General features: G+C 49.9%; 11 protein-coding genes. 9 read left to right on the top strand and 2 right to left on the bottom strand.

Going from position 1 to position 22,006, the window contains the following annotated elements; translation table 11 throughout:
- The first annotated feature begins 26 nt into the window (after positions 1-26).
- The 5 genes from EFB08_RS05475 to EFB08_RS05455 all read left to right on the top strand — a co-directional run bounded on the left by EFB08_RS05475 (position 27) and on the right by EFB08_RS05455 (position 4,686).
- Complete coding sequence (locus tag EFB08_RS05475; RefSeq protein WP_123125912.1) at positions 27-812, top strand: peptidase-C39 like family protein; 786 nt, start codon at positions 27-29, stop codon at positions 810-812.
- Entirely contained in the window at positions 787-2,265 is a 1,479-nt protein-coding gene (locus tag EFB08_RS05470; protein WP_123125911.1) for a RimK family protein, read from the top strand. The genes EFB08_RS05475 and EFB08_RS05470 overlap by 26 nt, the downstream gene beginning before the upstream one ends.
- A complete protein-coding gene (locus tag EFB08_RS05465) occupies positions 2,249-3,490 on the top strand; it encodes a carboxylate-amine ligase (protein WP_123125910.1) in 1,242 nt (413 codons plus the stop codon). The genes EFB08_RS05470 and EFB08_RS05465 overlap by 17 nt, the downstream gene beginning before the upstream one ends.
- Positions 3,487-4,188, top strand: coding sequence for an N-formylglutamate amidohydrolase (locus EFB08_RS05460; RefSeq protein ID WP_227006228.1), 702 nt, complete (start codon positions 3,487-3,489; stop codon positions 4,186-4,188). The genes EFB08_RS05465 and EFB08_RS05460 overlap by 4 nt, the downstream gene beginning before the upstream one ends.
- 93 nt (positions 4,189-4,281) lie before the next feature.
- Complete coding sequence (locus tag EFB08_RS05455) at positions 4,282-4,686, top strand: phage holin family protein (protein WP_123125909.1); 405 nt, start codon at positions 4,282-4,284, stop codon at positions 4,684-4,686.
- A gap of 206 nt (positions 4,687-4,892) precedes the next feature.
- Here the strand turns inward: EFB08_RS05455 and EFB08_RS05450 are convergent, their stop codons facing one another.
- Positions 4,893-5,825 carry a D-2-hydroxyacid dehydrogenase gene (locus tag EFB08_RS05450; protein WP_123125908.1) on the bottom strand — a complete coding sequence of 311 codons (933 nt, stop codon included), beginning with the start codon at positions 5,823-5,825 and terminating at the stop codon, positions 4,893-4,895.
- A gap of 164 nt (positions 5,826-5,989) precedes the next feature.
- Complete coding sequence (locus EFB08_RS05445) at positions 5,990-7,030, bottom strand: nucleoid-associated protein (protein ID WP_123125907.1); 1,041 nt, start codon at positions 7,028-7,030, stop codon at positions 5,990-5,992.
- A 617-nt stretch (positions 7,031-7,647) separates the two neighbouring features.
- Between EFB08_RS05445 and EFB08_RS05440 the strand changes: the two genes are divergently transcribed.
- From EFB08_RS05440 to EFB08_RS05425, 4 genes are read left to right on the top strand one after another with little or no spacing between them, the layout of a single operon-like run.
- Positions 7,648-10,254: a metallophosphoesterase family protein gene (locus EFB08_RS05440; RefSeq protein ID WP_123125906.1), complete on the top strand. Its 2,607-nt coding sequence runs from the start codon at positions 7,648-7,650 to the stop codon at positions 10,252-10,254.
- Positions 10,255-10,265: 11 nt separating this feature from the next.
- The gene (locus tag EFB08_RS05435) at positions 10,266-13,802 is read left to right on the top strand and encodes a DUF6603 domain-containing protein (protein ID WP_123125905.1); all 3,537 of its coding nucleotides are present in this window, start codon (positions 10,266-10,268) and stop codon (positions 13,800-13,802) included.
- A 19-nt stretch (positions 13,803-13,821) separates the two neighbouring features.
- Entirely contained in the window at positions 13,822-17,112 is a 3,291-nt protein-coding gene (locus tag EFB08_RS05430; RefSeq protein ID WP_123125904.1) for a hypothetical protein, read from the top strand.
- A gap of 9 nt (positions 17,113-17,121) precedes the next feature.
- The gene (locus EFB08_RS05425; RefSeq protein WP_123125903.1) at positions 17,122-21,975 is read left to right on the top strand and encodes a hypothetical protein; all 4,854 of its coding nucleotides are present in this window, start codon (positions 17,122-17,124) and stop codon (positions 21,973-21,975) included.
- Positions 21,976-22,006: the final 31 nt, after the last annotated feature.

Raw genomic sequence — 22,006 nt, 5'->3', positions numbered from 1 at the left:
ATAAGAAGCACAAAAAAGACCAGAAAGTGCTTCCAGTTACTTTACTCAATTCCCTTAAAATACTAACCCAGCCGGATGACTCCACCTGCGGACCTACCAGTCTGCATGCGGTGTACCAGTATTTTCAGGATGTGGTGCCGCTGGAGCAGGTTATCTCTGAGGTTTCCTTTCTGGAGGAAGGTGGTACACTAGCGGTCATGTTGGGGTGCCATGCCTTGCGCCGGGGTTACAAAGCCCGCATCTACACATATAACCTGCATGTTTTCGACCCTACCTGGTTTAAACTGGGTAAGGATAAGTTGATTTCCAACCTTCGGGAACAGCTCATCTATAAATCAGATGCCAAACTGCACGTGGCTACCCACGCGTACATTGAATTTCTGGAACTGGGGGGCGAGATCCTTCACAAAGACCTAACCCTCAGCTTACTGGACCATTACTTTTCCCGCGGAATTCCGCTCCTGACTGGGCTCAGTGCCACTTACCTTTATAATTGCGCCAGGGAGCGCACCAACGAACGGGGCGAGGCCATTTATGACGATGTCCGGGGTGAGGCCCTGGGGCATTTTGTGGTACTTGCGGGGTTTGACAATGAACAGGAAAAGGAGCACGTGATCGTGGCCGATCCGTACCAGGAAAACCCCCTTTTCGGGAACAATTATTACAATGTGCCTATTTCCCGGCTAATCAACTCCATTATGCTGGGCATTGTCACCTATGACGCCAACCTGCTGGCCATTGAACCGCAGGAAAAGACCAAACATATCCAAGAACAGACCAACCTTCATGCGCAAACTAGTAGTGGTCAATAATCCCAAAGACTGGGATTTAGACATTGAGGATGTAGAAGTAGTAGACGCGCAACGGTATCTCACAGATCCTGCTTACACTGAAATCAAGAGCGCCCGTATCTTCAACCTGTGCCGGTCTTACAAATACCAGAGCAGCGGCTATTACGTCTCGCTTCTGGCCGAAGCCCGGGGGCACCGGGCCATTCCCAACGTGACCACCATCCAGGACCTGAAATCCCAGACCATTGTGCGGGCCATCACCGATGAGATCAACGAGACCATCCAGAAGAGTTTGTCTAAGCTAAAATCCAGGAATTTTACCTTAAGCATTTACTTTGGGCAGAACGTGGCCAAACAGTACGAAAAGCTGAGCAAGCAACTGCATGACCTGTTCCAGGCTCCCTTGCTCCGCGCCCAGTTCGTGTACAACAAAGAATGGATGTTGGAAAGCATCAATCCAATTCCGGTGAATGAGGTGCCCGAACACCACCTCCGGGACCTGTACAATTTCGCGAAGGCCTATTTTGCCCGAAACCGGTTCTCCAATATCCGGACGAACAAAAAAATTTATGACCTGGCCATTCTGGTGAATCACGCCGATAGTGATCCGCCTTCCAATGACAAAGCCATCCAGAATTTCATAGATGCCGCCGAGAGTCTGGGCTTTTATACTGAACTAATCACCAAAGAAGATTACCGCCGCCTTTCTGAGTTTGATGCCTTGTTTATCAGGGAAACCACCTCGGTAAACCACCACACCTATCGGTTTGCCCGCCGGGCCCATGCCGAGGGACTGGTAGTGATTGATGACCCGGTATCCATTCTCCGGTGCACCAATAAGGTGTACTTAGCCGAGCTGCTTTCCAAGGCCAAGGTGAACATCCCCAAAAGCATGATTATTCACCGCGATAATTGCTGCAAAGTGGTTCAGGAACTGGGATTGCCCTGTGTGCTAAAGAAGCCTGATTCCTCCTTCTCACAAGGCGTAGTGAAGGTGAAAACCGAGGAAGAGCTAGCCGATCAATTGCAGGAGATGCTTTCAGAATCTGACCTGATCATCGGGCAGGAGTTCATACCTACCGAATTTGATTGGCGCATTGGAGTCCTGGACAAACAGCCGCTTTATGCCTGCAAATATTTCATGGCTAAAGACCACTGGCAGATCTACAACTGGGAAGGCAAAAAGAAAGATGTGACCGGCAATTTTGAAACGGTTCCGTTTGAGGAGGTTCCCTTCTTTGTGCTGCACACTGCCCTGAAAGCAGCAAACCTGATCGGGGATGGGCTTTATGGCGTGGATGTAAAAGAAATAGAGGGAAAGGCTTATGTGATTGAGGTGAACGATAATCCCAACATAGACCATGGCGTGGAGGACCGTATCCTGAAGAAGGACCTGTACATGACGATTCTGAAATCCATCAAACGGCGAATTGACAACCAAAAGAACTTAAACGGCCATGAGCGAATCGCATAAACTACGTTTGTTTGAAGGCTTTGGCGTGGAAATGGAATACATGATTGTAGACCAGGACACCCTTCAGGTAAAACCCATCGCTGACGAAGTCCTGAAGGCCGAGGCCGGGGAGATTACCTCAGATGTGGAACGCGGTTCCATGGCCTGGTCTAATGAGTTGGTATTGCACGTGCTGGAACTCAAAACCAATGGCCCCGCGAAGGAACTCCCGCAATTAGCCGAACAATTCCATGCCGAGGTTCTTCGGGTAAACGCCTTATTGGAGCCGTTCAATGCCATGTTGCTGCCTACGGGTGCGCATCCCTTCATGGACCCTTTCTCTGAAACAAAACTGTGGCCCCACGAAGCCAGCGAAATCTACGAAGCCTATAACCGCATCTTTAATTGCCAAGGCCATGGATGGTCTAATCTACAGAGCACGCACCTGAACCTTCCGTTCAGTAATGATGAAGAGTTTGGACGCCTGCATGCCGCCATCCGACTGGTGCTACCTTTGATTCCTGCCTTGAGCGCCGCTTCCCCGGTCCTGGACGGGAAAGTTACTGGTCTTCTCGACACACGGCTGGAGGTGTACCGCACAAACCAACAGAAAATCCCGCTCATTGCAGGCGAGGTAATCCCCGAGGCGGTTTTCTTCCAAGCGGAGTACGATGCCCGTATTTTCCAGCCGATGTTCCAGGCCATCGCCCCGTATGATCCCGCCGGAGACCTGCAGGAGGAATTTTTGAATTCCCGCGGGGCCATTGCCCGGTTCAGCAGGGGAGCCATTGAGATCAGGATTATTGACAACCAGGAATGTCCCCTGGCGGATATTTCCATTGTCGCGCTGGTCACGGAGGTGCTGAAGTATCTGGTGGCAGAGAAGTGGAGTAGCTATGAGGATCAGCAGAAAGCGGAGACTTCCATGCTGGCCTCGGTTTTCAGGTCTTCTTTGAAAAACGGCCCAGAAACGGTGGTGACTGATGCTGGATATCTAAAGCTTCTGGGTTTGCCTTGGGCCTCGGTTACCCTGCAGGAGATTTGGGCTCATTTTTGGCAAAACGTGCAAAAAGAAGCCTGCTTTTCTCCTCAAATGAGGCAATGTTTAGAGACTTTGCTTCGAAAAGGGCCACTTTCTAAACGAATGTTAAAAATTTTAGGGAATACGCCTTCCTCAGAAGAGATCAAAACCGTATATAAACAACTGGCCACCTGCTTAGCTTTAAATAAAGTCTATGAGCCGTGAAGGACGAAAGGTTGAAGGTGATCGTGACGTGTGAGCACGGCGGGAATAAAGTCCCTGCAGGTTATTCTACAGCCTTCAAGAATGCCAAACAAGTACTGAACACGCATCGGGGTTATGACATTGGCGCCCTAGACCTTTACCAGCAATTCTCTTCCATCGCAGACTTTTCTATCTACAGTACCACCAGCCGCCTGGTAGTGGAATTAAACAGGTCGCTGCACCATCCAAAGCTCTTCTCGGAATTTATGCAGCCCCTCACTACCACCCAGGCAGAGAAGGTGCTGGCCGAACACTATTACCCTTACCGCCAGAAAGCCGAAGCTCAGATTGCCGATTGGGTGCAACATGATTTTACGGTAGTACATGTTTCGGTACACAGTTTCACCCCCGAGCTTAACGGGAAAGTGCGCAAAGCCGACGTGGGGCTGTTGTATGACCCCAAACGGGAACGGGAGCAACTTTTAGCCGCCCGATGGCGCCAACAGATGCAAATGGTTTCCCCGGACCTCAAGATTAGGTACAATTATCCTTACAAAGGCACCGCCGACGGTTTCATCACCCAAGTCAGAAAAAACTATACAAACGAACAATACGCGGGGTTAGAACTAGAAGTAAATCAGCGGTTTCCGATAAAAGGTACTGATGAGTGGCAACAACTCAAAACAGACCTGATCCAGACATTTTCGCGCGCGCTTTAACCTAAATCCAATTTTCACAGTATATCTGCAAAACCAGAATCCCAATGGTTCTGGAAATTCAAATGTACTGTTCTACCTAACTATGAAAAACGAATGGATTTTTTAATCAACCTTCTCGTGAGTGCCGGGGTTCTGATGCTGTTGTCTTACCTGATGCCCCAGGTACATATTAAGAGTTTCTGGACGGCCCTGTGGGTAGCCTTTTTGGTAGGAATCCTGAATGCCACCATCGGGTTGCTTCTCAGATTCCCTTTAAACCTGGTAACCTTGTTCTTTCTGCAGTTTGTGGTACGACTGGTGGTGACCGCCATCATCATCAAACTGGTAGACAAACTGCTTAAAAACTTTGAGGTAAGGGGGTTCTGGCCAGCGTTGGTGATTGCCATTGCCCTGGCCGTAGCCAGTACGCTTCTGGAAAGCAACGACGAGGAATATGACAGCGCAGAGTACCAGCAATCTTCCTTAGTTTCTGCGGCACCAAAACCGTTATTGAGCTAAAAGCTGTTCTTTTATAAACTTGAGAGCGCCAGGTTCTTTGATTAGAATCTGGCGCTTTTGTTTAAGTTAAGCTTTGTGAAAGTAGGTATCTTGGTGAACGAAACATTTACCCACGCTTACTTCTACTTCAACTACGAAACAATCAGGATGTGTTTTAGGGCTTGTTTTCTGAAAAGCAGCTTAACCAAGGGTCTGTCTTTAGGTGACTAATACCCCTGACCTAGTGTAATCTGATCTGCTACTTGCTGCCCGGATATGTAATGTTGTAGATTGGAGAGGAACCGGTCAATTTTACCTTGCGTTTCCTGGGCTTGTCCGCCGCCGGTGTGCTGGGTGAGGATGACGTTCTCCAAACCCCAAAGCGGGCTTTCTTTAGGCAACGGTTCAACCTGGGTGACATCCAAAACCGCTCCCGCCAAATGCCCCGATTTCAGGGCAGCTATCAAGGCTTCTTCATCGGTGGTGTTACCGCGACCCACGTTTGCGTACAGGCTGCCTTTTTTCATCTGTTCCAGGAATTCCGCCGATACATATCTATCTAGGTTGCCGGGAAGGGTATTGATGACCAGGTCTGTTAGGGGCAAAAGCTGAAACAGTTCTTCACTGGAGTGGATATGGGCGGCTGGGTTTGTCCGGGCCATCATTTTCACTTCCGTTCCGAAGCCTTCAAGCATCCTCTTTACCGCTTTGCCGATGGTACCGGCCCCTAACACAATCGCTGATTTTTGTCCCAGCCGTTCCAGGGTGAACCGTACCGCCTTTCCTTTCCATTCACTCTTTTGCTGAATACGCATCAGTTCCGGTAAGCCGCGGTAAAAAGCAAGGATTCCGGCTACCATGGTTTCGGCACAGGCTTCGGCAAAGAAGTCGCCCATGTTGGAGACAATCGCGTTCACCTGCAGTTGTTGGTATTGGTCAAAACCGGCTGAATCAAGTTGCCAGAATTTTAAGGCGGAGTTGTCCAGAGAAAACCAAGAGGAGGGAGGGTTCCCGAAAATAACTTCGGTTTGGGTAAAAGCCCCTTTATTTTCCTCTTCTGAGGAGCCGTTACTGAAATAGGGAATTACGCCTTGAGGTAGATTTTCTTCTAAATAACGTTGACCCTGTGAATCCAGGTCTGAATAAATAAACAGTTGCATAGGGTAAGATTAACCAAAAAGAGACAGTAAACGGAATAACGTGGAAGCTTTGAATTTGGGTTAAGTAGAGGCGGTAACAAGGTGTTCCTGAATGCTTCTGCCAAGCAGGAGTGAGGAGTTTCATTGTTTTTGGCCTGTTTTCTGAAAAGAAGCCTTAAACCCGATTACTCCTCGTCCTCAAAATAAAGTTTGTAGTATTTGCGGCCATCTTCGTCTACGCCTTTTTCAATCATGTCTTTGTTTCCGTGGATGTATACGTGAAAGTTCTTGTCCAGCTTGAGCACGCTCTTGAATACCCGCGCCTGCTTCTTCACGGCCTGTGGTGAGATGTCAAAGCTGTCTTCCAGTTCAATGTCATAATTCTGGCGATATTCGGTGTCATAGTTGTTGAAGGACTCAATAAGATCGGGTTGCCCGAATACCTCGGTGACGAACTCCTCCTTGTCAAAGGTCTCATGTTTGTTGAAGTATTCCACCGATCGGTTCAAGAGCACAATCTGGTCGGTTTTCTCTACCTCAAACTCCTCAGACATTCGCTCAGAGATGAATTCTTTGGTGAGGTTGAGCAGGTGATTGGTCTGATGGAACTCGTTGTTGATCTGAGTGAGGCCCAGGAAATTTTCACTCCAGTATTTGGCTTCCTCGCCGCGGTTCTGGTTGTCCATAATGGCCACCAGAAATCCTTCCTCGGGTTTGGTGTTGAAGATGAGGCAACCCTTGTCAAACTTGTTGCTGTCAATGCCCTCCAGGTAGGTCATGGAGAAGTCGCGGTTTTTGCGGGTCACATCAAAATACCCGCTTTTGACCTCGGTTTTGAAGATGCCAACGGCTTCCACCACGCGTTCCTCAATCTCACAGTTGATGAAATGGCACACGTACAGCTCGCCGGGTTTTATTTTCGGGTGAGTGGTGTTCTCAAAAAGATGGCGCGCAATGTTGCGGGTGTTCTCATGGAAAGCCTCTTTGTCGGCGAAGATGTTCTCGGCGTAGCTGTAGACTTCATTAAACTGCAACGAAGACGGGTGGCTGAATTTGAACCGCTCGTGCGCCTGCACGAATTTCCCCAGGAAGAACTTCTCTAATTTTTGGGTGAGGCCATCGCCAAAATCGAACTCATTCTCTGACAAGGTTACTTTCTGTTCCAATCCTTTGTTGCCCACATGGTGAATGGAAAGTCGTGTAAGCGAGGCGGTGTCAAATTTCATGTAAATATGCGCTAGGGTAAGTCTGTGACAAAACGAAGCCTCAAAATTACGCAAACTCTACCATGTGTCACGGCCTTTTGAAAAATACCGGTCAATCTTGCCTTTAGGTGTTTTGTGGCTGTTTTGATGAAAACACCTGCAAACCACGAGAAGAACTTTCCAGCGAAATGCTTTCAAAGTTTCATTCAGGTTTATGAATTCTTCCAGTTCTGGGCTGATCTGGTTATCTATTTAACATAGTAGTCTTCAAAAATCCAAAAGAATCAGAGATTACCTGGATGTAGAAGGTGTTTTTGGCATTTGAAGATTTGGGTTTGCTTCTAAGGGAATGGATATGCGATATAATACCTAAGTATTTTATAAGGTTTTCAGGTTTTAATACTTATTAAGTATTGCTTAATACCCAACATTTTACTTACTTCACTCTTCACATCTAATAATAAAGGTCGGTAACTGAAAACCGACTTAGAAACCTCGGGGAATTGCTACAGGTGAAACAGTAGGTTTTCGATGCGATTCGGCTGAAACGGTACAGGTGTTTTGATCCAAAAACGCCTCGCGAAAGGTAGAAACCAGTCTTCTGTACTTCATCCACCCGCAACCCCTAAAAAGTTTCTATGTCAGTTCCGAGAATCATTGCCGGTCCTATTCTACGGAGAACCGAAAAAAAATCTGTTTCGGTTTGGCTGGCCTGTTCCAGTAATTTCCATTGTACGCTCAATTTATATGACGGAGATCATGTAGAGGTTGAAGCCGCCGGGGAGACTGGGTCCACCACCAGTGCAACCCTTATTGAAACCGTCAAAAATGCAGCTCTTACCGTTCAGTTCGGGAAGAATCTCTGGGTAGCCCTCGTCACTGCAGAGATTGGTACCATTCCTCTGCAAGCCGGAAAAACCTACAGCTATAACCTCCTGATCGAGAACATGCAGGAGGCTTCTGAGAAGGGAGATTTACGCACCGAAGGGCTGCTGGAAGATGCCGAGTCTCCTAAATTGCCTAATAAAGCATTAGGCTACAAAACCAACGTACTTCCTTCGTTCGCCATTCCCTCAGATAAACCCGAGGAGCTTTTCATCGCTCAGGCGTCTTGCCGGAAAATGCATGGGCAAGGCGACGATGCCCTGGCTTACCTGGATTCCATTCTGGAGGAATACAACAAGGAAACCACTCCCAAAATTAAAAACAGACCCCAGCAACTTCTCCTGACCGGTGACCAGATCTATGCCGATGACGTAGCGGGAATCTTGTTGCGGTACGCCGGAACCCAGGGAGGAATGTCAAGGGTAGGGGAAGAAACCATTGCTATAAGGGAAGATAACACCAGTGAAACAGAAGAACTTCCGGTAGAACATGTCACTTTCCCACCGTTCCTTCGGCAGCATTTGCTCAATACCTATGCCGGTTTCACCAGCGGGGCGGCCGGATGCCATCTCATGAGTTTTGAGGAGTTCGCCGGAGTATATCTGAACTCCTGGAGTTTAAGGTCCTGGAACGAGGATTTTTACCGAAGAATTGCCGAAATCATTAAAGAACCTACCAAAGAGAAAATCGGCAGTGTAGCCAAAGACCTCCTGGAAGGATCCGGGGTGGCGGATGACCCGAACCTTCTCTTTTTGATGAAGGATGGAGACAACTTGATGGGAGAGGCAAAAAAATACGTCTACAATAAGGAGCTAACCGAAATCCTTCAAGGAAGTGCCCCTGAAGAAAAATTCAATTCCTGGCTAACCAGAATCAGAAACCGACTGGAACGTGAACTCAGGGAGGTGGCCAACTTTGCGAAAGCGTTACCTCAGGTAAGCCGGGTAATGGCCAATGTACCCTGCTACATGATCTTCGATGACCATGAAATAACCGATGACTGGAACCTAACCCAGCGCTGGAAAAACCAGGTGTACTCTAAACCCTTGGGGCGAGATATCATCAGAAACGGCTTAATGGCTTACGCCGTCTTCCAGGACTGGGGAAATGTACCCGCTGAATACAAAGCCATTGAAGAAACGGGGGAAGATGCCTCCGCGCTAAGCGAGAGAACAAAGTTCCTTAGACTTGCAACGGAATACTGCGACCGGGTAGCCAAACAAACAGGGCTGCAAACCCTAAGGAGTGAGGTCATTGAACCCATGGAAGTTCTTTTAGGAATGGGAAGTGAAGCCTCCAAAGTGAAGTGGCACTATAACTTCCCTACGGGTCCGGTTCAAACCTATGTCCTCAACACCAGAACAAGCCGGGAATACGCCTCCTTGAACGCACCCCCTGGCTTAATTCCCGAAGACGAGCTCAAACTCCAGTTGCCTGAGACCCTGCCTGATCCCGAGGCTCCTTTTGTGATGGTGGTTTCTCCGGTTCCGGTGCTGGGGTTGGCCAGTTTTGAGGAACTCATCCAACCGGCCGCGGCCGCAGTGGTGGGTATAAAAGATACTTCGGGTCCTGAGGTGGGGATCGTTGCCGGAGAAATTGAATTTGATTTGGAATCCTGGGCGTTCAATGTGCCCGCTTTTGAGCGCCTGATTGAGCGGTTGAACACCTATAAAAAGGTCATTTTGTTGTCAGGTGACGTTCATTTTGGCTCCACCGCGGTGTTGGATTACTGGAAAGGAACAGACGCTACCCCCTCCAGCAGAATTCTGCAGCTAACCTCCAGCGCTACCAAAAACATCTGGATGGAAAATCTGGCTTTTTTCAAATCCGCCATCATCCAGAAAATCTTTACCGGAATTGGGGCAGATTTGGAAAAACTAGGCTGGAAAAGCAAAGTTTTATCCGTCACCGGGAACGTAAGCATCCGGAACAGGAATCGATTAAGGCAGGATAGAGCGGTAATCCCTACGGCGGGTTGGCAGCCCGGCGCGAATGTCAATGTAGAGCCCGACTACCGTTGGAGGCTACGGTTTTTAGCCGACGAAAGGGAAAGGCCTGACGAACATATCAAAACCGACATAGACGCAACAAACCAGGAGTCACTTAAAACCGGATACCAGAAAATTGTGCAGCGGCACCTGGATACCTTCACCAGCGGGGTTTCCAGAAGGCTTGTCTGGCCATCTAACGTGAGTAAAATCACCTTTGAGGCAGACGGCGATAGCTGGAAAGTCAACCATGAATTCCTATTCAAAAAAGGACACCGGGAGCCGGCAGAAAGAAAAGTCGGGGCGCACATCAAGCACATGGTTTCTTTAAAAGCCATTGGAGACGAGACCAAGAGACCTCAACTGGTATAATTTCTACGGCCATGGCTGAAGAGACGCAAGACAAAGACCTTTTCCAATCCATCCTCGGGACCGTAAAAGATATTCTCTCCCCCGGAATCAAGTTGTTGGAGGACCCAGCCTCCCGCACCGAATTCCTGAATAGCCTCGGGTTGCAGGACACCGGCCAAAGCCCCGAAGCAACTTCCACCGAAAGCCTGGACAGGTACATCGCGAAGGAAGAAAAAGAGGTAGATGCCATCCAATTAGCAGATGCCATGGCCAACCTGACCCACCTGATGCTGAGCCTGGAAGGCTTTTTCAGGGCTGCGGCCGCTTCAGAAGACGACCCCGAGTTTGCCGGTTCAGAAGCCTTGGATACGTTCACCAATATCCTGGTCATTGATTACATAAGAAGACGGAAACCTACGTTCCACAGCGTCATTCAATTGATCAGTGTTCTGGGGCGGCAAACGGCGGCGGAAGGAGGCTCCGTTAAGTTTGTCAAAGACATTCTCATCGGGTATTTCAAGCGGTTGGGCCAAGGGTTTGACAAGTTTGCCACCGAGGAAGATGCGAAAACCGTTTCAGATTGCATCTTTCTGCTGCTTGGCTCAGGCTTCTTTGTTCTGGATAAGCTGGTTTTGGAGAAATACGGGATTGAAAACGTGCAGATAGAATCCTGGTACGGGTTTGAGGGCGTGAAAACCTCTACTACGCCGGTGGCAGACAATATCACAGACCGTACCCTCAGTTATTCCATCACCATCATTCCGGCAGAAAAAGCAGAAACGACGCTCTACAATACCCTCACCTGGGTTCCCGGTGACCATGGCGGCCTTTCTCTGGTGGTGAACCAATCTGGGGATTTGGATTACAATCTTCCGGTAAGCGAGGGTAAATCCGTGACATTTGACGCTGCCGGAGAAGGAATCTTCCGGATTGGCAACCTGCCCGATAAAGGATTAGGAGGCAACAACAAGATAGGCGTTGAATTCAAGCATGAACGCAGCAAACCGTCCATGTGGTCTCTGTTCAACCAACCCGCGGTTAAAATCGGCTTTGGTACGTATGGTCTGGGCTTCAAGATTACCCCAGATGACTTTGTCCTGTATTTCAAATCAGAGATGCCTTTTTTCTTTGGAAGGGGCGGCCTCACCGGTTTCCCTTTTGACAAACTTCCCGAGAAAATAGAAGAGAAAATACCGCTCTCTTTTGGCTATTCACTTAAGCGCAACTTCTTTTTCGGGGATAGCAGCGCCGGCACACCTGCCAAAACAGGCACCACAACTTCGGCGCTTTCCAGGGAGGGCGCCGACGGCGGGGGAGCCGCTTCCAGTGGAGAGGGCGAGGACGGTTTAGTTGCCGGTTTGGCCAAAATGATCCTAAACGCTATTGACCTGCGGTTGCCTTTACATAAGAACCTTGGCAATGTCATGGGGCTGGAGGTGCTCAATGTAAAGACCGGGGTTCAGGGCAGTTTTGATAAAATGGTGCTGGAAACGTCACTGGACTTTTGGCTGAAATTCGGACCGGTGCTGACCTTGGCCGTGAGCCGCCTGGGAATAAACCTGGAAATGGAAAAACGAGCCGATAACGGCGGCCTTGCCGGCTATGACCTTTTTCCCAGCATCAAAATGCCCAACGGAGTAGGGGTCAAAGTCAACGCGGAGGTGATCAAAGGGGGCGGCTTCCTGTACATAGATGAGCCCCGGGGCGAGTACTTTGGGTCCCTGGAGTTACAGTTCAAGGAAATCTTCACCCTGAAAGCGGTAGGGTTGATCAACACCATCATGCCAGATGGCTCCAAAGGCTTTTCCATGATGGTGATCATCACCGCCGAGTTTTCTCCCCTGCAACTGGGTTTTGGTTTCACCTTATTAGGGGTGGGGGGCTTGTTAGGGCTTAACCGAACCGTACAGGTAGAGCCCCTCCGGTTAGGGCTCCGGACCAATGCCATCAAAAGTGTGCTGTTCCCTGAGGATGTGATTGGAAACGTACCCAGGATCATCAGCGACCTGAAACAGATTTTCCCCATTCGGGAAGGTCAGTTTTTAATTGGCCTGATGGCGAAGATAGGCTGGGGAACGCCCGCCCTCATTAAAATTGAACTAGGCCTTATGCTGGAGATACCAGATCCCAAGATTCTGATTTTGGGCGTCATCAGCACCAAACTCCCCACCGAAGAAGCGGCTCTGCTCAAACTCCAAGTTAATTTCCTGGGTGTAGTAGACTTCCAGAACCAGTTCATCTATTTCGAGGCCCAGCTTTTTGACTCCATGCTGGTTGGTTTTCCGCTGACGGGCAGTATGGCATTTGCTGTGGCCTGGGGAAATCAAAGCGTTTTTGCCATCAGCGTTGGTGGGTTCCACCCGGATTTCCGGGATTACCCCAACGTTCCAACGTTGCCTTCCGCCTTCCGGGATATGGCCCGGATTGGGCTTTCTTTGCTAAGTGGCAACAATCCGCGGCTTACCATAGAGTGCTATTTCGCCATCACTACCAACTCCCTGCAGTTTGGGGCTAAACTGGAGTTATTGGCTTACGGGCCCATGGGATTCAACCTGTACGGATTGCTAGCCTTCGATGCCATTTTCATTTTTGACCCATTCAGTTTCTCCATTGCCCTGGAGGCAACCCTGGCCATCCGGAAAAACTCCACTATTCTTCAAGGCATTCATTTCAAAGGGGTTCTCTCTGGGGCTACCCCTTGGCATGTGGAAGGAGAGGTAACCTATGGGCTGCTGTTCTTTGATATCACCATCGGCTTTGATGCCACCTGGGGAGACAGTCCTACTGAGATAGGTAAGTCCACCGAAGACCTGTTAGGTAAGGTGAAAAGTGAACTGAAGGACATCAGGAACTGGCGGGCTGAACTCCCCGAAACGCAGCACCAAGCAGTGTCGCACCGAAGTTTTGAGGAAGAGGAAAACCCTCCGCTGGTGCTGTATCCTTACGGTGAGTTGCGGTTCAGCCAGCGGGCCATTCCGCTTAATTACAAGATAGAACAGTATGGCAGTTTACTCCCGCTGAAAGAAGATCAATTTACCATTTCCAAAATTTTGATTGACCAGGAAGAGCAGGCCAAGGACACGGAGAAGGAGATGTTTGCACCGGGGCATTTCACCAAACTAAGTGAAAGCGAAAAGCTCTCGCGCAAGTCCTTTGAAATGCTGGACAGCGGGTTCAAACTCAAAGACAGCGGAAAACTGTTGACGGCCATTCCCCACCTGAATCCGGTAGTCATGGATTATGAGTTAAATTACACCCAGGATGATGACCGGGCACTTTTCGCCATCGGTGACCTTGCCTTCAAACATATGGTCAGACAATCGGCGGCGGCCAAATCTGACCTTGGTTGGCTTAAAACCAAAACCCGTCCGCTCAACAGCCCTGCCAAAGTGGAGGTGAACCCTGTTGGGTTTGCCATTGCCGATACATCTACCCTAACCGATATGGCAGGTGGATATAGGGCCAGCACCCTGGCAGAAGCCAAAGAGTATGTCAGTTCCCTTGTGAAGGGCAATCCTGCACTAGCTGATAAAATTCAGGTTGTAGAAAGTTTCGAACTCGCACTTTAAACTCCTTACCCCAGAAATTATGAGTTTCGGTAAATACCAGTTCCTTTCCTGGGCGCGCAGGGGGATCGCTAGGAATATAAAAGAAGTAGACACTTTGGGAACAACAGCCGGTACCAACGTGGAAAGGGCCGAAATCTCCATAAATGTACAGGTCAACGGAATGGAAGAGGACCCAGAGCTTACAAAGAATTTCCTGATGATTGGCCCTGGAGACGTGACCGGAATCCGGAACAGCATGATCATCCGGACGGAGCCTTTGCTGGGCATCTCTGACTATGAACCTAACCTGCTGCCCTACATTGAATTCTATGACGAAGACTTCCCCTGGAGATACACCCCCGCGTCACCGGCAGGAGCCAATAAGGATCATCTTAGACCCTGGTTGGCGTTGGTGGTTCTAAAAGAAGGAGAATTTGAGGATACTTCCAGAAGACAACCACTGCCCTCCATCAAAGTCCTGGACCAGACGAACCTTCCGCCTGCTGATCAGTTGCATTTATGGGCCCACATGCACTCTAACCTGGCTCATGAAGAAACCGCCTTTGAGACGTTCATAGATGACCTGGAGGAAGACGCCAAACGAGATCCTGACGGAGTGTACAGCAGAATTCTTTGTTCCCGAAAACTGGAGCCCAATGTACTTTACCATGCCTTTCTGGTTCCTAGTTACGAAACCGGTAGGCTGATAGGACTGGGCCAGCCAACAGCCGGAATTAAGGCCCAGCAGGTTTCCTGGCCCTCCAAAGACGGAGAACTTCCCATCTATTATCGGTGGCATTTCAGGACCGGCCAGAATTTTGATTTTGAATTCCTGGTAAAGCAACTGGAACCTCGTATCATGGATGAGCGGGTTGGTTTGCGGCCCATGGATTGCTCCAAACCTGGGTTTCCCCAAGCAGATAAAGAAGAAGAGGTTTCCCCACCTGTTCCCCAAATCATGATGCTGGAAGGAGCCATGAAAGCCCCCAATGCCAAATCAACCGATTTTCCTCCGCCAGACACTCCGCAGCCTTTCTTTGAAGAAGTAGAAAAACTGCTAAACCTGAACCTCTTTCAGCAGGAAAACCCTGATGAAGACCCCTACGTGTCCATTCCTTATTACGGGATGTACCACGCCATGAAAATGGACCCCGATTCTCCTGGCAAAAAAGCGATTCCTGAGGCAGACACCAATTCAGATGCCTGGTACAATGACCTGAACCGGGATCCCCGCACCCGAGTGCCCGCTGGTTTCGGGGCTAGGGTAGTGCAAGACAACCAGGAGAAATTCATGGACCGGGCCTGGAAGCAGTTGAACGAGGTGCTGGAGGCGAATAAGAAGATGCGTTTTTTCCAGTTCAACGCCACCGTTTCAAGGATCATGTACCGGAAAACAGTGGATAAAAGGACCTCTGAGGATCTTTTAAGCTTTGCCCAGCCACTTGCCGCCAGGATTTTAGCCGGGCCTCTTACCGTGAAACGGAACATTGAGCAAAGCCTTCTTCCCCAGGCGGTCTTTGAAGGAAGCTTCCGGCGTATCACCAGAAACAAAACCTCCCTAGCCAAAGGGCTTGGAACCGAGAGTTTCATCAAGGCCAATTCTACTTTGGTACAGCGAATGAATAAGGTGAACGGCCTTTCAACCGATGCAAAGCAAACCTACAAGGGAATTGAGGTTTTAAACGACCTTACCGTTTTTGAACCGCCCACCAACCTTGATTCTATGACCGTGTGGAGCAGGCAATCTAACCTTGAAGAAAACTATGCCTACAACATCTCCAACTACAAAGGAGGATTGCCCGAGGTAAAAAACTGGAAAGGCCCTTTCAGACCCATCATCATCAGAGATACCCTGGATGTTCCTATCACCCGACCTACCGGGGAAAATGAAGAGCCGTCTAATCCGAATATCTTAAGAACAGACAGAGACAGACCAACCAGAGGAAGACAGGCTAATCCGTTAAACATAGGAGGCGGGGCGAGAGGGGCGGCAGATAGAACCGTCAGGGTTGAAACTCCAGCCCGGGGAGGAGGGGCCGTTGGACCTATAAGAGGAGGAGGCGCGCCCATTCTGGCCACGTCTGTGGTCATTAACAAGTTAGATAAAGCCGCTTTTTCCAATGCTGTCACAAAGGCCTACCAGAGTACCAATATCAGATATCAGTTTCAGGAGACAAAAGTACAGGCTCCAATCCTGGAGGTGGCCACTTTGGAAAACCAGGTCAAAAACGCCCTGAATCCTGCCATGTCTTACAAGAAACTGAGAGATGCCCGAATCAGGTTTCCGGAAGGAATCATCAAAAAGCCGGAGGAGGAATTCATAGAGGCCATGGCGTACCCAGATATTCCAGAGGCTTCCTACAAGTATTTAGTAGATCTAGACAAGGAGTTCCTGCTTCCTAACCTGCACCTGATCCCCAACAACACCCTCTCACTTCTGAAAACGAACCAAAAGTTCATTGAAGCCTATCTCATGGGGCTGAACTACGAGATGGGAAGAGAATTGCTGTGGCGGGAGTACCCCACCGATATGCGGGGAAGTTACTTCCGGCAATTCTGGGATGTGAGCGGCTTTGTAACACCAGACACTACCCCCAAAGACGCAGACAGCCTGAAAGACATCAAACCCATCCATACCTGGCCGGCAGAAAGCTTGCTGGGCCGGCACAATGCCCGGGATGCGGAAGGAGATGCCGAACAGCTGGTCTTTGTCATCCGAGGGGATTTGTTGAAGAAATTCCCTAATACGGTTATCTACGCGCAGAAAGCCTTCACCAAGGAGGAGAAGAAAATCATCCACACCGAACTCACCCCGGATGCCTACAAGAAAGAAGTGAAGTTTCCCTTGTACCAGGCCGAGATTGGACCGGATATCAAACTACTCGGTTTTGATTTGACCATTGAGGAAGCCGCAGGACTGGAACCTACCACCGACTTCTCCGATAATCATGGTTGGTTCTTTATTCTGGCCGAAGTACCGGGTGAGCCTCGGTTTGGCATGGATGTCACCTATGAACCCAATAAACCAGGAGAATTCACCTGGAACGACCTTTCCTGGGAGAATTTTGGGGATCAGGAAATTAAGTTCCTAAGCCCGGATGTGGTTCCCGGTAATACTGGAAAACCTGGCGGGAACTTCTCGGCCCCCAATGACCCTAAAACCGGAACCTGGGGCAAAAGCTCCGCAGATATGGCTTCAATTCTATTTCAAAAGCCGGTGATGGTAGCCATTCATGCTACTGAAATGCTGGACGTAGAAGTTCCGGAGGTGGTAGACAAATCCAAGTTTATGACCCTCCTGGAACATATCCATTTTTCCATGAATCGCTAATTCCAGACTATGGCTACCATTGACGAAAACCTTCAGCACATTGCCAACGCCCGGAAAGAGCTGGACCTGGCCTCCAGCCAGTTGTACCTGGACAAATCGTTTCTGCAAAAAACAGAGAACCCCACCACGCTTGCCTCCATCCAGGAACAGTTAAAGGCTTCTAACGAAGCTTATCAAAATGCGAAAACCAACCTCCAAGGTGCCATTAAAACATTGTATGATGAGAATGAATACAAACTGGTGGCCGCCGAAATGGAGGGCGGAGTTCCGGTGCTGTTTTTACCAATCCGGATCGAAACCAGGTTTGTGACCGTTCCCACCGGGGCCTTGGAGCTTTGGGTAAGGATCTACCCAGATGACATCCATATCCACACCCATGAACCTTTGCTGACGGACAATGAGGTAACCGCGGGAAGGCAGTACTGGAAGAGCTTGGTGAAGGCCAACCGCGAGGGCGGAGAGAAACGCGAGGAACTGAAAAAAGAGGCGTGGGGAACGTTTTCAAAGCCAGTGGGCACCCAACGCGCGATTTGGATTGCAAAGCAGACCCAACCCTTGAACTGGTCCCCTGACCTGGCGGGAGAAGAGACAGAGGTGCAGTTCAGAAAAATAGACCAGACCAAAACCCATGCCTGGACTATGGCGCCCCGTACCCAACTCTTACCGGATAAATTTGTCGTTCACCTCCTCAATGGTGATGAAGTAGTGGATTCCTTTGTAGGAGCAGTAGTCCCGGACACGGTTTTCCTCGGCCCTGATCCTTTCCTTGCCGAAAATGCCTTTAAGAAAACGGGGAATGCCATTGAACTGGATCAGAGCTTTGCATGGCTGGCAGATTTTGACAAAGCGGTGGAGCAAGGACTGGGCCTCAAGATTCCGGTGAAGCCTGAGCACTTCCGGCGCGGGAAGATAGAGCGCATCCTCGTGATGGGGCTGCTTTCCTCCTCAAAACCGCAGGACAGCCAGGAAATGCTGGAAGGGTTACTTGAAAACCACCTGTACTCCAGAAAAGGATTCAGTATCCTGCCGCAAGGAAGCGCCACCAACAACACCCAAGCCCGCGGATCGGCTTACACCAAGAATGAGAATTACCTGCCCAAAGGGTATTACGCTGGCCCGGAACAAGAAGGGAACAACCAAGCGGAGAATACGGATGCAACTCAGCTAGCAAAAGCTTTGGGCCTTAATTCCTCTTTTTTCCAGGAGGTTAACCATGCCTCGGAGCGGGAGTGGTTTGAAGCGACCGCCATGAACAAAGCCCTGTACTCGGCCACCATCGGGTACTTTATGGAAGTGCTTGCCTCACCTGTTTTAACCAAGCGTGAGCAGACCCTGTTGCGGTATTTCTTTACGGGCCATGTGACAGCAGCCGGTTCCCTGCCTGCTTTTAGGGTTGGAGACCAGCCGTATTCCATGCTGCTGACAAGTGATTTCACAGCTTGGCAGGAAAACCCGAATGAGGTTTTTGACCAGGGTTTAGTAAGCGTTTTAAAGAAACTACAGCAAAAATGGAATGCCATTACTGCCTCCAGCGTAGCGCACGTGGGCAGAGGAGGAGACCCTTCAGAGACCATACTGGAGATCCTGGGGCTGGACGCCGGTTCCGTGACTTTCAGCCAACGGTTGGGCCATTTGCCAGACCTTGTTCTATCCTCGTTCAACGGGATCAGATTTGAGGAAGCAATTAAAGCCAAGCAAAATGTCACCGCGGCTTTCCTTCATACCTTGGGGCATGTGAAGTCTGATGGAGAGAATGATTCCATGATTACCTTCCTTAACTTCTATAAATACCTGAACTCCATTCCCTATGAAAAATTGGTGGACGGCATTCTTCCCGCAGCCGACCGTTATCTGGACAAAATCGGGGACGGAAATGTAAACTTCATTGGATGGCTGGCCCAAGCCAAAAAGGTAAATGACCTCTACGTACATAACCTGGGAACGCGCCCTCCTAATAGTATCCTTTACCTGATGCTTCGGCACGCAATTTTGCAGGAACTACAAACCGCCACCGAGGATTACTTCCATAAAGCGGATATTCCCGTAAGAAAGGCTGCCTTTGAGAAAAGCTTGTTCAACTTCAGTACCGAGTACAAGGACATCACCAGTTGGGAAGTATTGCAGGGAACCCCATCCATCATTGCCCCAGACAAACTGCAGGTAGCCTTCCCTATTGGAGACTATTTACTGGAGCCGGGGAACAGAGCCGTAGAGGGCAGAATAGTCAACGAGATGCAGGAGGCCATGAAGTTGCTAGCCCAACTTCCCACCTTAAAATTACATAAACACCTCGCAGACCATCTAGACCTGTGCACGTACCGCTTAGATGCCTGGGTGACCGGCCTGTTCCATAAACGGCTGCAAAACAACAGGGCAGTAGCACCTGATGGCATTTACATAGGCGCCTACGGGTGGGTGGAGAACCTGCGGGTAGCAGAGAAAAACGCGGTTGAAGTGCCCGAAGCCCTAAAACCTACCGGAGGCGAACCGGTCTACCATGTTCCCTCCAACGCCGGGTTCGTGCAGACGCCGTCCCTCAACCATGCTACCGCGGCCGGGCTGTTGCTGGCCGGTTACCAGAACCACGCCACTAAAACTGATCCGGGTAATTTTGCCATCAACCTCTCGTCTGAACGGGTCAGAAGGGCAATTTTCGTGTATGAGGGCATTCAGAATAACCAATCACTGGAGACTTTGCTGGGTTACCAGTTTGAACGCGCCCTGCATGACGTGACCAGCTTAAACCCCGCTGACAACCTCAACCAATACATCCTGTCGCTTCGGGAGGCATTCCCCATCAACCATGCCTCCATTCCGCAACAAGGCACTGAGGCCCAGGAGACGGTTCCGGCTTATTCTGTGGTAAACGGGCTTAAAATAGTCTTGGCCAAGGAGGCGCAAATTGCCGCTGTGGTCACCCACTCAGGTCACCTTGCTCTGGTGCTCAAAGAGAAGAACAGGCTGGAAGATACCCTGGATGCCCTGAATGACCTCATGGTCTCAGAAACCGCCTACCAAGCCACCCAAGGTAAAACAGACCGAACCGCAGCCTTGCTCAATGCCGTGAAAAATGCGGAGATGCCTCCTGAACTTGAATTCCATAAAACACCCCGCACCACCCATCTTTCCTTTACCAACCGGGTCACCATGCATTTCGATTCTGGAGTTTCTGCCTCTGGTGGCGGAAAATGGCCCGAGAACCCAAGTCAGCGTTCTACTATGGAGCCGGGGCTAAACCATTGGTTAGGCACCATGATAGGAAATCCCACTCAAATTATAGCAACTGCCTCCCTGGTAGACGAGGAAGGGGTGGTTTCCAAGACAGAAAGCATTTCCTTGGCGGCTCTTGGACTGCAACCCATTGATTTGGTTTATGCCGTAGGAACAGATTTACAGACAGGGGCCAGGGAACTGGAAGCCAGGATTGAACAGGTATACCTCAACAACACTCCGGTACCGGAAAAAAGCAGGTTGAAAATCAGTTTTGAGCCCGAAACCGCCTCCGGTAAAAGAACCTTTGCCCAAGCCATTCCTTTGATCAGATCCTTACGGGTTCTGCTCACCAGCGCAAGGGCGGCCAGTGCAAAGGATTTCTCCCCGCGTAGCAAAACCGAAATCAAGGACCCAGCTTTGCTGTATGGATGGGAGGTAGCAGATCTGAAGGCCAGGGTAAGCGTCAGTCTCGAAAGCCTTACTCAGGTGCTGAAAACAATCAATGAAACAGCGCCGGATGAAAACGCTGAATCAGGAGCGCAGGCAGCAACTTTCCAGAAGGTTTTTGACCTGTTTTACGAAAAAGGGGCGGAAAGAGGCATCCTGGAAAAACTCACCGTTTCGGAGACCGGTAGCCGGCAACTGAAACAACTCCTGTCACAGGCTTCTTTGTACGGCATCAAAACAACGTTTGTAGAAAATTCCGGCTACACCCCTGAAGCCCGCCAGGTGGATTTGTTGACCGCTGCGGCCGGGGTTTGGAAGAGCATGGATCAGAAGCTTAAAACCGCCAAGGATAAAATCACCAAGGCAGACGCCGAGACGAACCCCAACACCCAGGTCACCAGGTTAACGGAAGCGGCAAAAGCACTTTTGGGCGATGACTTCCTGGTGATTCCCCGTTTCAGGTACCTGAATCCAGCTGATGTATCCGAAGTACTGAGCGACGGGGGAGATCAGCTCCTGCGCCACATCAATACCCTACACGGCACCACAAACGAACTTTCCGTGGAGACCTGGTTAGAATCAGTGGCGGCCGTACGGCAGAACATGAAGCACCTGGAGCATGTGCGAATGCTGTCAGAAGCCCAGGCAGAGTCCGACACCCTTTTTACGGCAGCCCAGTTCCCACCCTTGGAAGTCAACAGCTGGCTGGCAGTGGAGTTTCCGGAAATCAATGAGAAAACCGGCGAGAAGTTCGACATCATGGATGATACCATTGCCATGGCCATTCACGGAACCAAAGCCCTGAAGGTAGAAGAACTACAGTCGGCCCTGCTGATTGATGAATGGACCGAGGCAATTCCCAACGAAAAGGAGATCTCCGGCATCGCCTTCAACTATGACCAGCCCAACGCCTCGGCCCCCAATGCCTTGTTGCTAGCCGTAGAACCCACCGGAGCTCCCAAATGGAACTGGGATGTGTTACTAGGCATCTTGAACGATACGCTTTCCCGGGCCAAAACCCGCGCGGTGGAGCCTTCTCAGCTGATGGATGATCCCGGCATGGAAAACCTGTTGCCTATGACCGTGGCCCGCTTTGACGTGAAAGAAGCGAATGTTTCCCTGGATTACCTCACCTCCAACGACCACTTCCTGGAGTACATCGGGCAACAGAATTTTGAACTCTACCGGGCTTTCAGGCCCTGATTTCTGCAGCTTTCCACCTATAAAGTAACGT

Source organism: Rufibacter latericius (assembly GCF_003721515.1).
GTDB classification, from domain to species: Bacteria; Bacteroidota; Bacteroidia; order Cytophagales; family Hymenobacteraceae; genus Nibribacter; species Nibribacter latericius.
The sequence above is the reverse complement of the archived record's forward strand: the minus strand, read 5'-3'. Positions and strand labels throughout refer to the sequence as shown.

Excerpts from the sequence above, each read along its gene's own strand:
- EFB08_RS05470 (WP_123125911.1), top strand. The coding sequence starts at position 787 with ATGCGCAAACTAGTAGTGGTCAATAATCCCAAAGACTGGGATTTAGAC.
- EFB08_RS05465 (WP_123125910.1), top strand. The coding sequence starts at position 2,249 with ATGAGCGAATCGCATAAACTACGTTTGTTTGAAGGCTTTGGCGTGGAA.
- EFB08_RS05455 (WP_123125909.1), top strand. The coding sequence starts at position 4,282 with ATGGATTTTTTAATCAACCTTCTCGTGAGTGCCGGGGTTCTGATGCTG.
- EFB08_RS05450 (WP_123125908.1), bottom strand. The coding sequence starts at position 5,825 with ATGCAACTGTTTATTTATTCAGACCTGGATTCACAGGGTCAACGTTAT.
- EFB08_RS05445 (WP_123125907.1), bottom strand. The coding sequence starts at position 7,030 with ATGAAATTTGACACCGCCTCGCTTACACGACTTTCCATTCACCATGTG.
- EFB08_RS05440 (WP_123125906.1), top strand. The coding sequence starts at position 7,648 with ATGTCAGTTCCGAGAATCATTGCCGGTCCTATTCTACGGAGAACCGAA.
- EFB08_RS05435 (WP_123125905.1), top strand. The coding sequence starts at position 10,266 with ATGGCTGAAGAGACGCAAGACAAAGACCTTTTCCAATCCATCCTCGGG.
- EFB08_RS05430 (WP_123125904.1), top strand. The coding sequence starts at position 13,822 with ATGAGTTTCGGTAAATACCAGTTCCTTTCCTGGGCGCGCAGGGGGATC.
- EFB08_RS05425 (WP_123125903.1), top strand. The coding sequence starts at position 17,122 with ATGGCTACCATTGACGAAAACCTTCAGCACATTGCCAACGCCCGGAAA.